Here is a 16,025-nt window from a genome sequence, read left to right as displayed (position 1 = left end):
GGCTCTTTTTCAGAACTGTCTACAAATAAGGTCACAGTTCAGAAAACTCTACTGAAGGGACAGCTCTTTTTCATTGTATAATTTGTTAAATCAAATCATGAATAATATCAGGTGAAACTGTGCAATTATTGTTAACATCCTTAATGATCTTTCTGATAAGTTTGCCATTGCGCAGTTCATCATCGCTCAATTCAGCAATTTCATGAGGGGACAACCATTTTGCATTTACTATTTCCTCATTATCAAATTTTAGTTCTCCGCCTATAACATCACCAGTGAAGCCAAACATGATAACTTGTGTATCTGCTTCGCTAACAAAATTATAAATACCGGTTAATCCAGAGAGGGTAATCTGATACCCTGTTTCTTCAGCAACCTCTCTAACAACAGCGTCAGCTAATCTTTCATTATTTTCTAATCTACCACCTGGGAGATTCCATAATCCGTATATGTGATCTTTGCCTTCTTGAATCATTAGAACTTTATTGTTATGTATAATCAGACAACTTACTACTGTAATCAAACGGACCACATCTTCCCTATATATTTAAAATAGTCTCGAAAATTATATCATGAAAAGTGGTGCCGATTGCCTTTCTATATATAGGGACAGTATTTTAAAATTTGTAATACATGGATTGCGTCAAAGCCTTATGTTATAATTTTATATTAGCAAAGTACAAAATTGCAGAGCTCTATCACATAAAGGACGTGAACAAATATGACTAAGGAGAACCCAAACTCACCGGACTTAAAATCCGGCAAGAGTTCGAAGGATTACTCCAAGTATTTTGATTTTTCGGATGCAAAAGTAATCTCAGAAGAAGACGGCAAGACCACTTATCGGATTAAGGGACGTACGGTACAAATCAATTCGAACCCGGATTACAAAGAGGGTAAACGAAGAGGGAAGCAAGAAATTGAAGTGATTAACTTCGAAGATACCGATACTCACGAACTGATGGAACAATTTAGACAAATGAACCTTCAACGTCAACATTATTATTCTATAGCGACCTATGGTTGTCAGATGAATGAGCATGATACGGAGACAATGAAGGGTCTACTAGAACAAATGGGCTATCAGTCTACAGAAGATCGCAAAGAGGCGGATATTATCCTGCTTAATACTTGTGCGATTCGGGAGAACGCAGAAGACAAGGTGTTTGGCGAACTGGGTCATCTTAAAGTATTGAAGACTGAGAAGCCAGGTTTGTTGCTTGGGGTATGCGGATGCATGTCACAAGAAGAAAGTGTTGTGAATCGGATACTGCAGAAGCATTCATTCGTCGATATGATCTTCGGAACGCATAATCTGCATCGTCTACCACAACTAATCCAAGGGGCATTATTTAGTAAGGAATTGGTTGTTGAAGTATGGTCCAAAGAAGGCGATATCATTGAGAATTTGCCGAAGAAACGTGAAGGCATGCGTGCATGGGTTAACATTATGTATGGCTGCGATAAGTTCTGTACATATTGTATTGTTCCATTTACCCGTGGTAAGGAACGCAGCCGTCGACCTGAAGATGTGATCGCCGAGGTAAGGGAACTGGCGCGTCAAGGCTTCAAGGAAATTACCTTGCTTGGTCAGAATGTCAATGCGTACGGTAAGGATTTTACGGATATTCAGTACTTATTCGCCGATCTAATGGATGATATTCGCAAGATAGATATCCCGCGTGTTCGTTTCATGACCTCACATCCACGTGATTTTGATGATCATTTGATTGAGGTGTTAGCTAAAGGGGGCAACCTCGTAGAGCATATTCATCTACCGGTTCAATCAGGTAGTACTGAGGTGCTGAAACGGATGAGCCGCAAGTATACACGGGAACATTATCTGAATCTTGTGTCAAGAATCAAGGCAGCTATTCCGAATGTTGTGTTGACGACGGATATCATTGTAGGCTTCCCTGGTGAGACAGAAGAACAATTTGCAGATACATTGTCCCTAGTACAAGAAGTCGGTTTCGATTTTGCCTATTCTTATATTTACTCACCGCGTGAGGGTACACCTGCTGCAGTAATGGAAGATAACGTACCTATGGAAGCTAAGAAGGAACGTCTTCAGCGGTTGAATGAGACGATCAATCAATATAGCCGGAAGAGTAATGATGGGGTACAAGGACAAATCGTTGAAGTGCTGGTTGAGGGAGAAAGTAAGAATAACTCAAATGTACTCGCAGGCCGTACTCGCAGTAATAAGCTTGTTCACTTTGAAGGAAGTAGCGATTTAATCGGAACCTTCGTCAAAGTAGAGATTACTGACCCGATGACGTGGTATATTAAAGGTAATATTGTACCGGAAGCGGTCACGCTGGCTTAATTATTAATTATGATGCCCAGGCCGTAAATCCGATTAATCGATAAGGGGAGAAGACCTTGGAACAACATAATGATCATACAGATTGCGGTATTCCAAAATTTAATTCTCGTGATCTAGTCATTCGCGGAGATATCATGTCCAAAGCTAAGGAACTCGCCGAATTGATCGGAACGAGCGAAGAAGTTCAGCATTTTCAAAAGGCAGAGCAATTGATTCAGCAGCATGAACGTGTACAAGCTCTGATCAGTACGATCAAGAAGAAGCAAAAAGAAGTAGTTGCATTTGAAAGCTTTCAGAATAAAGCGATGGTAGAGAAGATTGAAGGTGAAATGAATGAGCTTCAGGAGGAATTAGAAAGTATTCCTGTGGTTACTGAGTTTCAACAAAGCCAGAGCGATATTAATTATCTACTCCAACTTGTCATTTCTGTAATCCGAGATACCGTCTCGGAGAAAGTTAATGTGGAAGCTGGTAGTGCTCCTGAAACTACATCAGGATACGGCGAATAATAAAGGGGTGCGGAGATATATCTTCCGCACTTTTTGATGATTAACATCATGAATAAAGTAGATTTCTATCTACCTAAACAACATAGGGGGAACCTATATGGATATGGATTGGTCAGAAATTATAGCTCGAAGTGAGAAATCATTTTGGGGACTGCTTGGCTTGCGGATGTTGTCAGCAGACAGCAAGCTTGTAGAACTAGGATTAACGGTGAATGAATCGCATCTGAATTCAATGGGAATCGTACATGGAGGAGTTCTATCTTCCATGATGGATCAGGCTATGGGGACACTGGTCACAGCGATTAAGAATGGCAGCCAAGGAGTTACGACTCATTTGAATGTCAACTTCTTAAGTGCGATGCGTAGTGGTGAATTGATTGCTTCGGCCTATCCACTACATGAGACACACCGTACGATGACACTTCGCTCCGAGGTTCGTGGTGAAGATGGAACGTTAGCGTGTATCTCGACAGCAACATTTCGCCTACCTCGAGATTCGAAGTAAAAACGCGATAATGATTAAGTAAGATGATTTTGTATAACATCTTTAAGGTTTTGAATATAAGGGAATGCCCAGCACCTTTGGGTGCGGACGTTATCAAATGACTGATGTGGTGATTGTTGATGAGCAAGGAACAGGATCAGAACAAACAAAATTATGATGTGAAGAAATACCGGACACCTGATGGCATACCAGCGGATATTGTTATGTTTACTCTGGCGAGACTCGAGCGTAAGGCAGCGACTAAATCGTTGCCTCGGTTTGAGCTTAAGGTCATGTTGATTCGGCGTAGAAGCTGGCCTTTTGCTGGCGCATGGGCGCTTCCGGGCGGATTCTCTCAGGAAGATGAATCGCTATTCGAGACAGCGAGAAGAGAGCTGAAGGAAGAAACAGGCGTTGATGATGGTCATCATCTAGAGTATCTTGGAGTCTATAGTAAGCCAGGACGAGATCCACGTGGGTGGATTATCTCTCACGCCTTCTCAGCACTTGTTGAGGAGTCGGTTCTAGAGAAACGTCAATCTGCGGATGATGCGCAAGAGGTTGGCTTATTTACCGTTAATGAGGCGCTTGAAGATTTGGATCTGGCATTTGATCATCGCGAAATATTGCAGGATGCTTACAAAAGAATTCAACAGCAGATGCTGCACACGACGATCGCTAAGCAATTTCTTCCTCCACATTTTACATTGGGTGAATTGTACCAAGTTATTCAGACGGTTGTACCCGACTTTGCTGAGTTGAATTTCATCCGAAAAATTACCTCAACACGTAGTCGTCAAGGAATTTTGGAAGAGGTTCGTGACGAGAACGGAAAGGCTTTATTATCTAATCAGTACTCACAACGACCAGCACAGTTATATCGCTTTACGGACTATACACCGCAATTATCTATTTATACGTAGGTTGTTCTTGTCGTTACGCTTAGCACTTCATCTAAATTAATTAATGGGGTGAAATTCATGAAGGCACTTATCGTGATTGATTTCACGAATGATTTTGTAGATGGTAATCTTCCTGTAGGCGAACCCGCAATCGCGATTGCGGACAATATTTGCCGATTGACTGAACTATATGTTGAGCGTGGCGATTTTGTAGTCATGGCTGTAGATCTTCATGAACGAGAAGATAGTTGGCATCCCGAAAGTAAGCTATTTCCACCTCATAATTTACGCGGTACAGAAGGCCGGGAATTATATGGAGATCTGGCTGAGGTGTATACTCGCCATGCTGATAAGGTATATTGGATGGATAAGACCAGATATAGTGCTTTTTGCGGTACTGACCTGGAATCGAAACTCCGTGAGCGAGGGATAACAGAAGTGCATCTGATCGGTGTTTGTACGGATATTTGTGTACTACATACAGCTGTAGATGCTTACAATAAGGGCTTTGCGATTACGGTTTATAATGATGCCGTAGCTAGTTTTAATCCAGAGGGCCATGTCTGGGCGCTGGATCATCTTCGTGGAAGTTTGGGTGCAAAGGTGACAGATAGTCACGATTGTGGCTGAACATTTTGCGTTATATAAGATGATACTAGCTACGAGGGCGAAATGATTCTGAAGAAGCTAAAAGCTTTCCTTGAGAAAGCTACATCGGAAGCTTGAGCTACGTTCGCCTTTGTCCCCGAATTTCAACCAATTCAACCATTCAATAAAGAAATTCGGGGACAACAGCGATCGTAAGAACATTTTGCCCACGTAGCCTAATTATACAAGAAAATATCAGGCAGCCAGAGAGGATGAGAGACGATGCAAAGTGAAAACTTGGCGCTACATACTGATAAATATCAAATTAATATGATGTACGCTCATTGGATTAATGGGACACATCTTCGTAAAGCGGTGTTTGAGGCTTATTTTCGTAAGTTACCTTTTGGTAATGGATTTGCTGTATTTGCTGGATTAGAACGGATCGTAAAGTACATCTCTAACTTGCGTTTCACTGAAGACGATCTGTCTTATCTGGCTAAGCAGGAGGAAAACTATAAACCGGAATTTTTGGAGTTACTACGGGATTTCCGTTTTAGAGGAACGATGCACTCCATGCAAGAAGGAGCTGTGGTTTTTCCAAATGAACCTTTAATTCGTATAGAGGGAACTATTTTGGAGACGCAACTGGTGGAGACGGCATTACTGAATTTTATGAATTTTCAAACACTAATTGCTACCAAAGCGTCTCGGGTCAAGCGTGTAGCAGAGAATGATGTTCTGCTAGAATTTGGTACTCGCCGGGCACAGGAAGCCGATGCAGCGATTTGGGGAGCACGTGCAGCTTATATATCGGGATTCGATGCAACATCTAATATGCTAGCTGGTGAGATTTTTGGTATACCCACGAAAGGCACACACGCTCACTCTTGGGTTCAAATCTTTGATTCAGAGCTAGAGGCATTTGAAGTCTATGCTAAGGCCTTACCTGATCAAGTCTCGTTACTTGTGGATACGTTCGACACTTTGCAAAGCGGAGTACCCAATGCTATCAAGACAGCGAAGAAACTTGAAGCGATGGGCAAACGTTTAGGAAGTATCCGCTTGGATAGTGGAGACCTTGCCTATCTATCGATTAAAGCCCGCAAAATGCTGGATGACGCCGGTCTACCTTATGTAAAGATTGTTGCCTCCAATGATCTAGATGAGAATACAATCTTCAACCTCAAATCCCAGGGTGCTAAGATTGATATTTGGGGTGTTGGAACACAACTCATTACGGCTGCAGATCAACCTGCTCTTGGTGGTGTATACAAGCTAGTTGAGCGTGAGAAGGATGGCAAGATGGAACCGACGATTAAGATTTCGGGTAACCCAGAGAAAGTGACCTCACCTGGCAAAAAAGATGTACTACGGCTTATTAATCGAGATAGTGGCAAGGCAACCGCTGATTATATTTGCTTCACGCATGAGCAACATGCGCGTAGTGGAGGTAAACTTCGACTTTTTGATCCAGTGCATCCTTATATTAAAAAATCCGTAACAGATTATGATACGGTCTCCATGCTCCAACTTGTTTTTGATGAAGGTAAGTTGGTATACGACCTTCCAACCCTGGAAGAAATTCGTGAATTTCATCAACAGCAGCTTAATTTGTTCTGGCCTGAATATTTAAGAAAACTCAATCCAGAGAAGTATCGCATCAACTTGAGTCAGGAAGCTTGGGAATTGAAGCAAAAAATGATCGAGGATTATATGAACCTGCAAGAGGAATAATCTTAAGTAAATTAAGTGCACCTATAAAAGGTTGGTTACTAGGTCTAATAAGCCTATTAACCAACCTTTTATTATTTGAGCACATTTCCATTTTTCGGAATATACAAGCCTGGCAGACATAGACTAGTGTATCATCTAATCTTTTATATGCGGTGGGGGATATATGAGCAAAAAAACAAGGTTGATATTGCAAATTGCCGCAACTTATATAGGGACGGTAGTTGGTGCTGGTTTTGCCTCTGGACAATCGATCATGCAGTTTTTCACTATATACGGAGCAATCGGTGGAGTAGGTATATTTATAGCTACGTTACTATTTATGTGGATTGGTACTAAAATGATGATTCTGTCGCATCGAATCAAAGCTAATTCATATCAGGAACTAAACAATTATTTGTTTGGTAGTTTTTTTGGAAAAGTTGCTAATGTACTGACGTTTATAATCTTATTTGGTGTAACATCGGTCATGATATCAGGGGCAGGTTCCATCTTTGAGGAACAGTTGGGATTACCTTATCAACTTGGCATTATCATCAGTATTCTACTTTGCTTTCTTGTCATGACTAAAGAGATGAACGGTATATTAATTGTGAATTCGTTGGTCGTACCCATGATGCTCATTTTCTTAATTATCATTGCCACAAAGGTAGTTGGGTTTGAAAATATCTTGCATACAACGGATTTGCAAAGAGGGCATTTGCAAGATTTTAAATGGTTGATTAGTCCATTTGCTTACGCTGCTTTAAACTTTGCTTTTATCCAAGCGGTTATGGTCCCACTCGGTAATGAAGTTAAGGATGAAAATGTGTTAAAGTGGGGCGGGATTTGGGGTGGCATTGGACTTGGCTTTATGTTATTGATCAGTCATTTTGCGATAAATTCTAGGATGCCGGAAATTGTACAGTTTGATATCCCCATGGCTGAGATCATTCGTAGTTTCGGAATGCCGATGCATATTTTGTTCTTAATCGTGATATACGGAGAAATTTTCACAACACTGGTAGGTAACGTTTTTGGAATAACTCGTCAGATCCAGAGCTTATATACTTTCCCGAAATTAGGGGTAGCTCTATTCATTCTATTGTCTTGCTTCTTAATCAGCCAAGTGGGGTTCAGCTCACTTCTCTACTACCTTTACCCTATCTTTGGTTACTTGGGTATGATTCTACTATTTTTCTTAGTTATTAAAAAATATCCGAAAAAAATCATCTAAATAAAAGCTATGATACTGCTGTGTGAAACTGTTCCTTTTAAGGGATGGTTTTTCGTATTTTAATTATTTCTCGGGAAAGCGCAGGAAATGATATGTTCAGCGATTTTCCTGCGTTAATTCGACAAAGTGTGGATTTGATGACAACCAAGTTGAATATGTCAAAATGAGTTTGTCCTTATGACAATTGTTACATTCATCACACTAAATCTATGATAAATTGAAAAATTAATCGGGGTATATTTTACTGTGACATTTTACTCAAAAATAGGCTTCGAGATCCGGTTATTTTTCCAGTTATATGCTTTAATTTCCTTGAATTAGATCGTGAGAACTCATATTTGCAAAGAGGGGGGTCAAGAAGTGGTACTTCTACCTAAATTAAATGAGCTTGGTTTTTTTGAAATCCGCTTGGAGTCAATCGGGGGATTAGGTGCCAATTTGGCGGGTAAAATGCTCGCTGAGGCAGGTGTAGAGGGCGCAGGATTAAACGGTGTAAGCTTCTCCTCATATGGTTCAGAGAAGAAAGGTTCACCTGTTAAAGCACATATCCGTTTCTGTGATTTGGACACGCCAATCCGTGATACCTCACCAGTTGAACGTCCACATGTCGTTTGTATCTTTCAAGAAGCACTCGCGAAGACCGTAAACGTAATTAGTGGTATTTATGAGGACAGTACGGTTCTGGTGAACTCTCGCAAAACTCCAGAAGAATTGAAAGAAAAAATGAAGCTCATCGGCGGAACTATTGCCGTTATAGATGCAACGGGCATTGCGCTTGAACTAAATAACCGCGTCAATATGGCGATGTTAGGAGCTATGTTCCGTTTATGTCCATTTCTTGATCCAGAGACCATGAAGGATGTCATTACTAAATCGCTGGAGAAGAAATATCCACAGACAGTTGCCCCAGCTTTAGCTACATTTGAACGAGGATATAATGAGGTAGTATTCCATACCTTTGAATTGCCTGAGGGTGCTAGTATGCCAGAATTTGTTCGTACAGACACTCCGGTGCTTGGTTATGAAACTCAACATATGGGAGGAATCATTTCGAATCCTGGTAATAGTATTCTGAAGGATCTTAGCATTTCCCGTTCGGGAATGATGCCTCACTTTAAAGAAGAAACCTGCATACACTGCGCGCAGTGCGATACCGTATGTCCAGATAATTGCTTCGTATGGGAAGAGAGACTTGATAAAAAGGGCAGACCACAAATGTTCTTAAATGGGATTGACTATCAATATTGTAAAGGTTGCCTGAAATGCATACATGCTTGTCCGACGGACGCATTGTCCGGCGAACGTGAGGAAGACGGCTATGCGGATGATCATCGTGTTCCGCACCTCTTCGATTTGGCTGTTCACTAATATAGAGAGGCGGAACCGATATGGCAATTAATATGGAAAAAGAACGTGGCGTAGCCAAAGTTGAACAACGTGTCGTATATGAGTCCGGTAATGAGATGGCAGCTTATGCTGCTCATCAGATTAACTATCATATTATGGGGTATTTTCCTATCTCGCCTTCAACGGAAGTGGCTCAATATTTAGATTTGATGAAGGCTGACGGGCAGCATGATATCAAGCTGGTTCCATCTGACGGAGAACATAGCTCTGCTGGTATTTGTTTTGGTGCCTCAACAGGCGGCGGACGGGTATTTAACGCAACGAGTGCAAATGGGTATATGTATATGTTGGAGCAGATGCCTGTACAGTCAGGAACACGTTTTCCGATGGTTATGAACTTAGTTTGTCGCTCCGTATCGGGACCACTTAACATTCACGGAGATCATTCCGATCTGTACTACGCTCTCAATACGGGGTGGCCGATTCTGATGTGTCGTGATCCGCAAGCCGTATATGATATGAACATTATGGCGATAAAATTGGCTGAAGATCCAGAAGTACGTTTGCCGGTGCTTGTGGCGTCAGATGGTTATTTCACATCCCATCAGAAACGTCGTGTCCACACCTTTGCTAATCGCGAAGATGTGCAAAAGTTTGTTGGAGAACAACCCCCAGCAGGATTCGCACATACATTAGATCGCAACAACCCCATTACGGTGGGTCCTTATATGAACGAACCGGATTATATCAACAACTGTTACCAACAATCCCAAGCAATGTACAATGCTGAGGCTGTTTTTGAGAGAATCGCTGGAGAATATGCTGTATTAACTGGTCGGGAATACAAAATGCTGGATGAGTACCGGATGGAGGATGCGGAAGTTGCCGTATTCTTAATGAACTCGGCTTCGGAGATTATTAAGGATGTTGTAGACGAGCTGCGTCTGAAAGGGATTAAGGCAGGTTCCATCGCACCTAATATGATTCGTCCATTCCCACAACGCCAAATTGCTGAGGCCTTGAAAAATGTGAAGGCGATAACCGTAGGAGATCGGGCTGATTCTTATGGTGCCTATGGCGGTAACATGGTGAATGAAATTAAAGCCGCGCTGTTTACATATGGCAATCAGACAACACAAGTTGTTAGCCGTATTTACGGTCTTGGCGGCAAGGAGTTTTACGCAGAGGATGGTCATCATTTGTTCTCGCTGGCGATTGAAGCGGCAGAGCAGAATAAAGTGAGCGTTCCGTTTGATTATTATGGACACACACCTGGAGATAAAGAGAAGACACAAAAGAGAGTGTTAAACCCACTTAAATTTGAGGATTTGAAAACTGGACTCATTACGGTGACTCGCAATGAGGAAACAGGGAAGCTTGGTGTGCGTATTCCACCACTTCGTGCTCTGACTAAGAAACCGAAACGGATTGCACCAGGTCATGGAGCTTGTCCGGGATGTGGCATTTTCTCAGGACTAGAGCTGTTCTTCAAAGGAATTGAAGGTGACATCGTCGCATTGTTCCATACAGGCTGTGCGATGGTTGTAACGACAGGCTATCCTTACTCCTCCCATAAGGCAACTTATATTCATAACTTGTTCCAGAACGGTGCTGCAACGTTATCCGGTGTTGTAGAGATGTTCTGGGAGCGTAAACGTAGAGGCGAACTCGATGATCTTGGTCTACAGGATGACTTTACGTTCGTAATGGTTACAGGCGATGGCGGGATGGATATCGGTATGGGACCAGCGATTGGAGCAGCCCTTCGTAACCATCGTATGATCATCGTAGAGTATGATAACGAAGGATACATGAACACAGGCGCGCAAATGTCTTACTCAACGCCGATCGGACATCGTACTTCCACATCGAACATTGGCTCAGTACAAAAGGGTAAAGCGTCTCATCATAAGGATACAGCGCAAATTATGGCAGCGACCAACATTCCGTATGTATTTACGGGTAGTGAATCGCATCCACAGGATTTAGTGAAGAAAGCGGCTAAGGCGCAGTGGTACGCTCAGAATGAAGGACTCGTCTATGGTAAAATATTAATAGCTTGTCCGCTCAACTGGATCAGCCCGGATGATAAGGGTACGGATATTATTGATGCGGCTGTTCACTCCTGCTTCTTCCCACTGTATGAAGTGGAACATGGCCAAACAACAATTACATTCAATCCAGAAGACAAGGACAAACGGATTCCGCTGGTTGATTGGCTGAAGACTATGGGTAAAACTCGCCATTTAACCAAACCAGAAAATGCGGAAGCACTAGCTTCGTTTGAGCGCGAAGTACAAAGACGTTGGCAAGTACTATTAGCCAAGAATGAAAATCCTTATTTGTAAAAAAGGCATTGTTGTCATAAAAGAAGGAGGCGGACATCATAGAGGAGTTATTCCGAGCATTTCGCGTCCATCAGGATGACTTGGGGTTCCGGGCAGGTATCGATCAGATCAGCTTAACAGATCTACCAGAAGGCGAAGTGACAGTGAGAGTACATTACTCTAGTGTGAACTATAAAGATGGACTCGCAAGCACGGAGGAAGGGAAGATTGTAAAATCATTTCCCTTCATTCCAGGAATAGATTTGGCGGGAGAAGTAGTAGATTCTCGGGATGATCGATTCCAATCTGGAGATCTTGTTCTTTGCACCGGATACGGACTGGGTGTTACACATGAGGGCGGATACGCTGAAGTAGCGCGAGTTCCTGCCGACTGGCTAGTCTCCTTGCCTGAAGGACTAACCCCGCTTGAAGCGATGGCGATAGGTACTGCTGGATTTACAGCGGCTTTATCGGTTGAGCGCTTGCTTGCGAACGGCTTAACGCCTGAAAGTGGCCCCGTACTTGTTACGGGAGCGACTGGTGGTGTAGGAAGCATGGCTGTAGCGATATTGGGCAAGCTTGGATACGAAGTGACAGCGGCTACTGGTAAGAGTGATATGCAGGACAAATTACTCGGACTTGGTGCTCAAAACGTCATCTCAAGAGAAGATATCTCCCAAGGTAGTAGAGGCGTACTAGGTAAAGAGTTATGGGCTGCTGTTATTGATCCGGTTGGTGGCGCAACCACTGGAGAACTGCTTAAATCAGTTAAATACGGTGGATCCATCGCTTTGTCAGGTCTTACTGGTGGTGGGAAGTTCGATACGTCGGTATTTCCGTTTATTTTGCGGGGTGTAAATTTACTTGGAATCGACTCTGTATTCTGTCCGGCACCGTTACGGTTGAAGCTTTGGCAACAGCTTGCTGGTGATTGGAAACCAGTTACAGCTTTAGAAGATGCCGTTACGGTATACGAATTGGATGGACTTCCGGTAGCTTTATCCACCATTCTGGGAGGTAAAGCCGTTGGCCGTCAGGTTATTTCACTAATTAGTAAATAAACTAGTCGCACGAGGTCAATGTCAAGACATTCTCCACATAATATTGTGGGGGATGTCTTTTTTGCTGCATACATGGATTTATGAAGCATACATATTGGTATAAAATGGGGGACGTATAGGCAACCTATCCACAGAGAGAATGGAGTTCAACCTTACAAAAAAGGAAGGATTTTACCTATGAAGTGGTGGACGGTTAGCCTGTATACCGTGATTGCATTATCGATGACTGCGGCGTGTAGTGACGGGATGCAAAGAACGGCAAAAGAAGAAGTGGACAGATACAATATGAAAAGCTACCAAGATGGAAATAAAAATCAGCGGATCAATGGCACTACACGAAATACTACGTTTCTTCAATCGTTAAAAAACGAATGTGTACAGCGTGGAATCCGTTTGTCCCACGAAACTTATGCTGAAGGGTTAGATGGCAATATCAGTTACAGCTATTTCATCAATGGAGATGCGCGTCATTTCGTTATCGTGCATATATATCCAAGTGAGAGCGACCGGGTTCGTGAGATTACGGAAATATACGGTTCTGAGGATGGGAAAGACGAAGTAGATTCTTCTGAAACTGCTGTTATTTCAGCCAGGGATAACACCGCTCTAGTCTATGCCTCTAGTGGTCAGACGAAAAGTCAGTACCGTGATGATATGGAATTAGTATTTGAGAATTTGCTAGATAACTTAAAATAATAAGAACTAAGATTATAGGCGAAAAATCGCTCCTTTTAATGATGGTTGGTGGTACTTCCAATTTATCAAAAAAGGGGCGATTTCTTTGTGTTATTTCTTATAAATTTCACGCATGACATGCCGTAATTCAGGAAGAACGATCCGCTCCATAGCAAGCTTAACAGCCCCTTGAGATCCCGGCATGGAGAATACGGCCATATTGTTGATGGTACCAGCGATCGCTCTGCTTAGAATGGCTGCAGAACCGATGTCTTCGGTAAAGCTGAGATAACGGAATATTTCGCCAAATCCGGGTATTTCCTTACTGAGCAGGCTACGCACGGCCTCATAAGTCGTATCCCTCGGTGCAATTCCAGTACCACCGGTAAGTAGAACGGCCTCCACACGGGGATCGGGAGCAGCTTCTCGCAATAGTTGGCGTATCCCGTCATAATCGTCCTTTACGATTTGATATTTTACAACTGTATAACCGTTCTCCTCAAGTAGGGTACGTATCAATTGACCACTCGTATCCGTTTCCGTTGTTCGGGTGTCTGATACCGTAACAATCATACAGGAGACGTTGTCCGGCGCTTGACTACGGTGCTCATCTACTGATTTCATCCATGTTCTCTCCTTTTCCAGACAGGTTTGAGTCCATTATATATATTACCACATGTAACGTCATAATCAGATTTTGGACAAGAGGTTGCATCTAACGGCGGCTTGGTGTAAACTCGCTTTCATACAATGGGTATTGGAAGCGAGGATTTGTATATGGAAAGAGTTACACCAGTATATATTTTATCCGGATTTTTAGGGAGCGGTAAAACGACGCTGTTACAGCGTTTATTGTCTTATTGGAAAGATAACGGGCTACGTCCTGCTGTGATAATGAATGAGCTTGGAGACATCAATTTGGATGGTCTGTTGGTGACTGAGGAAGTCCCCATGGCGGAAATGTTAGATGGATGCATCTGTTGTACGGTGCGAGGTGATTTAGGACTTCAAATGTCGGAGTTAGTTACACAGGAACAACCTGATTTGGTCATCATTGAAGCGACAGGTGCAGCTAATCCGATGGAGATATTTGATGCGGTTACAGAGGTTTCCCTGTATTTGAAGCTGGAGATTAAACCGATGATTACAGTCGTTGATTCTGCGTATTTGGCGGAGTTATATGAGTCCCAGAAGGGGAAAACTTACCGCTTAATGCTTGATCAGATCCGCTGCGGTTCTGTGTTGATTCTGAATAAGGTGGATCGAATCAGCGAGGAGAAGCGAGAGGAAATCAGGGAATTGCTTATCAAACTGAATCCTTACGCTGAAATCGTTGATGCGGTGAAATGTGATGTAGATCTTGGAGTACTTTTGCGAGACAAATTAAAACAGCATTCTAATGGTGGGGTTAGTTCAGTTAAGGAAGAGTACAATCTTGAGGATGATCATGAAAAATGTGATGAGAATTGCAAACATGAGCATGGTGAAGGCAATGAGCACCACGAACATGATAAGGATCATCATAACCACCCGCATACTCATGTATCGCATAATCATGTTACGGTGTATAGTCATTATTTTAATGGACCGGTGGATAGTGTAGAGTTTGAGCGGTTTATTGCTGAGTTACCACGGGAAGTATACAGGGGTAAAGGCGTGCTAAGTTTCTCGGATACGGCTAGTCGCTTCCTGTTCCAATATGCCTACCGTGAAGCTGATTATCTTAAAATTGCACCGCAAGGAGACGTTCCTGATGTTGCTGTATTTATTGGGGAACATTTCGATCAAACCTTGCTGGCACAGCGATTGAGCGATCTGGAGAATAAGCAAAGTAAAGCATAACTATGGATTAGAAGTACCTAGTGGCGTTTCAACGTGGACCATTCATGGTAAGTACATAAGAGCGTGTTAGAAAGAAAATCAATATTCGGGAGGATACTAACTATGATGAATGAAAAGAATCGCGAATATATCGAAGCTTGTCTCAAATGTATGAATGCATGTAATTATTGCTATGTGTCTAGTTTGAAAGAATACGATCTTGGTATGCTAAAAGAATGCATTCGACTTAACCGAGAATGTGCCGATATATGTACCTTTACTGCGGAGGCTTTGTCACGGGATACGGCGTTTGGAGATGAAATTCGCGAATTATGTGCTAAAATATGTGATGCTTGCGCTGAAGAATGTGGGAAACATGAGCATGAACATTGCAAGAAGTGTGCTGAGGTATGTCGACGTTGTGCTGATATTCTCCGGGACCGGAGAGCAGCAGCATAGAATCTGAACTTAGATATTTAGGTGCTGGTAGCTATACGTATGAATGGAAGGATGAGTCAGAGGTGGAGGTCGGCGAGGTTAATGAGTGATGAAGTAGTGAAAGATTTGAACGATAACCAACAGTCCAGGGAGTTGTTCATGTACTTTGGTCTGGCGGTTTATTATTCACAAGCTTTGGAGCAACAACTCGCCAATTTGATCATGCTGATGAAGTTGTCTCAAGGAGAAATGGTCTCGGAGCAGCAGTTTACGGAGCAATTTCAGCGGAAACTAAGCAGTTCACTCGGGCAGCTTGTGAATGAGATTGGCCATCATTTCTCTTTTTCAGACGAGGAGACAGCACAGCTTAAAGCTTTATGGAAGCAACGGAATTATATTGTACATGATTATTTCAAAAAAAGAATCCATGATACGTTCAACGTAGATGGTAGGATGATCATGATAACGGAGTTACAGGAGTTTAGTTCCCAGGCCCAGAAGCTTGAGGAGAGGTTGCAGAGTTATACCAAGGAGTTATATGACAATATATAAATGGAATAATATGCAACTTAATGGAAGCCTACTGCGTCAGTA

The 16,025-nt window shown here is 42.5% G+C and carries 16 protein-coding genes; 14 read left to right on the top strand and 2 right to left on the bottom strand.

Features of this window, described 5'->3' with window-relative positions; all coding sequences use genetic code 11:
* Positions 1-85: 85 nt before the first annotated feature.
* Positions 86-523: an NUDIX hydrolase gene (locus EJP82_RS25555; RefSeq protein ID WP_127194900.1), complete on the bottom strand. Its 438-nt coding sequence runs from the start codon at positions 521-523 to the stop codon at positions 86-88.
* 198 nt (positions 524-721) lie between these two features.
* On the opposite strand from EJP82_RS25555, the gene miaB reads away from it, so the two are divergent.
* From miaB to EJP82_RS25500, 11 genes are all read left to right on the top strand, one after another.
* Positions 722-2,329, top strand: coding sequence for a tRNA (N6-isopentenyl adenosine(37)-C2)-methylthiotransferase MiaB (miaB, locus tag EJP82_RS25550; RefSeq protein WP_127194899.1), 1,608 nt, complete (start codon positions 722-724; stop codon positions 2,327-2,329).
* 56 nt (positions 2,330-2,385) lie between these two features.
* Positions 2,386-2,838, top strand: a complete 453-nt coding sequence (locus EJP82_RS25545) for a YlbF/YmcA family competence regulator (protein ID WP_127194898.1) — start codon at positions 2,386-2,388, stop codon at positions 2,836-2,838.
* 97 nt (positions 2,839-2,935) lie between these two features.
* Positions 2,936-3,343 carry a PaaI family thioesterase gene (locus tag EJP82_RS25540; RefSeq protein ID WP_246054438.1) on the top strand — a complete coding sequence of 136 codons (408 nt, stop codon included), beginning with the start codon at positions 2,936-2,938 and terminating at the stop codon, positions 3,341-3,343.
* A 119-nt stretch (positions 3,344-3,462) separates the two neighbouring features.
* Positions 3,463-4,245 carry an NUDIX domain-containing protein gene (locus tag EJP82_RS25535; RefSeq protein ID WP_127194897.1) on the top strand — a complete coding sequence of 261 codons (783 nt, stop codon included), beginning with the start codon at positions 3,463-3,465 and terminating at the stop codon, positions 4,243-4,245.
* Between the two features lie 57 nt (positions 4,246-4,302).
* The gene (locus tag EJP82_RS25530) at positions 4,303-4,854 is read left to right on the top strand and encodes a cysteine hydrolase family protein (protein WP_127194896.1); all 552 of its coding nucleotides are present in this window, start codon (positions 4,303-4,305) and stop codon (positions 4,852-4,854) included.
* Between the two features lie 240 nt (positions 4,855-5,094).
* Positions 5,095-6,549, top strand: coding sequence for a nicotinate phosphoribosyltransferase (locus EJP82_RS25525; protein WP_127194895.1), 1,455 nt, complete (start codon positions 5,095-5,097; stop codon positions 6,547-6,549).
* A 163-nt stretch (positions 6,550-6,712) separates the two neighbouring features.
* Positions 6,713-7,762, top strand: a complete 1,050-nt coding sequence (locus tag EJP82_RS25520) for a YkvI family membrane protein (protein WP_127194894.1) — start codon at positions 6,713-6,715, stop codon at positions 7,760-7,762.
* Positions 7,763-8,122: 360 nt separating this feature from the next.
* Positions 8,123-9,130 carry a 2-oxoacid:acceptor oxidoreductase family protein gene (locus EJP82_RS25515; protein ID WP_127194893.1) on the top strand — a complete coding sequence of 336 codons (1,008 nt, stop codon included), beginning with the start codon at positions 8,123-8,125 and terminating at the stop codon, positions 9,128-9,130.
* Between the two features lie 20 nt (positions 9,131-9,150).
* Positions 9,151-11,457 carry a thiamine pyrophosphate-dependent enzyme gene (locus tag EJP82_RS25510; RefSeq protein WP_127194892.1) on the top strand — a complete coding sequence of 769 codons (2,307 nt, stop codon included), beginning with the start codon at positions 9,151-9,153 and terminating at the stop codon, positions 11,455-11,457.
* Positions 11,458-11,495: 38 nt separating this feature from the next.
* On the top strand, positions 11,496-12,497 hold the full coding sequence (locus tag EJP82_RS25505) for an acrylyl-CoA reductase family protein (protein ID WP_127194891.1): 1,002 nt from the start codon (positions 11,496-11,498) through the stop codon (positions 12,495-12,497).
* A gap of 177 nt (positions 12,498-12,674) precedes the next feature.
* Positions 12,675-13,193: a hypothetical protein gene (locus EJP82_RS25500; protein WP_127194890.1), complete on the top strand. Its 519-nt coding sequence runs from the start codon at positions 12,675-12,677 to the stop codon at positions 13,191-13,193.
* A gap of 90 nt (positions 13,194-13,283) precedes the next feature.
* Here EJP82_RS25500 and EJP82_RS25495 read toward each other — a convergent pair whose 3' ends face one another.
* Positions 13,284-13,796 carry a MogA/MoaB family molybdenum cofactor biosynthesis protein gene (locus EJP82_RS25495; protein ID WP_127194889.1) on the bottom strand — a complete coding sequence of 171 codons (513 nt, stop codon included), beginning with the start codon at positions 13,794-13,796 and terminating at the stop codon, positions 13,284-13,286.
* Between the two features lie 153 nt (positions 13,797-13,949).
* On the opposite strand from EJP82_RS25495, the gene EJP82_RS25490 reads away from it, so the two are divergent.
* The 3 genes from EJP82_RS25490 to EJP82_RS25480 all read left to right on the top strand — a co-directional run bounded on the left by EJP82_RS25490 (position 13,950) and on the right by EJP82_RS25480 (position 15,983).
* The gene (locus tag EJP82_RS25490; protein WP_127194888.1) at positions 13,950-15,014 is read left to right on the top strand and encodes a CobW family GTP-binding protein; all 1,065 of its coding nucleotides are present in this window, start codon (positions 13,950-13,952) and stop codon (positions 15,012-15,014) included.
* Between the two features lie 105 nt (positions 15,015-15,119).
* Positions 15,120-15,452: a four-helix bundle copper-binding protein gene (locus EJP82_RS25485; RefSeq protein WP_211350299.1), complete on the top strand. Its 333-nt coding sequence runs from the start codon at positions 15,120-15,122 to the stop codon at positions 15,450-15,452.
* Positions 15,453-15,533: 81 nt separating this feature from the next.
* Positions 15,534-15,983 carry a hypothetical protein gene (locus tag EJP82_RS25480; RefSeq protein WP_127194886.1) on the top strand — a complete coding sequence of 150 codons (450 nt, stop codon included), beginning with the start codon at positions 15,534-15,536 and terminating at the stop codon, positions 15,981-15,983.
* Positions 15,984-16,025 lie beyond the last annotated feature (42 nt).

It is taken from the genome of Paenibacillus anaericanus, from assembly GCF_003994475.1.
GTDB lineage: Bacteria > Bacillota > Bacilli > Paenibacillales > Paenibacillaceae > Fontibacillus > Fontibacillus anaericanus.
The sequence above is the reverse complement of the archived record's forward strand: the minus strand, read 5'-3'. Positions and strand labels throughout refer to the sequence as shown.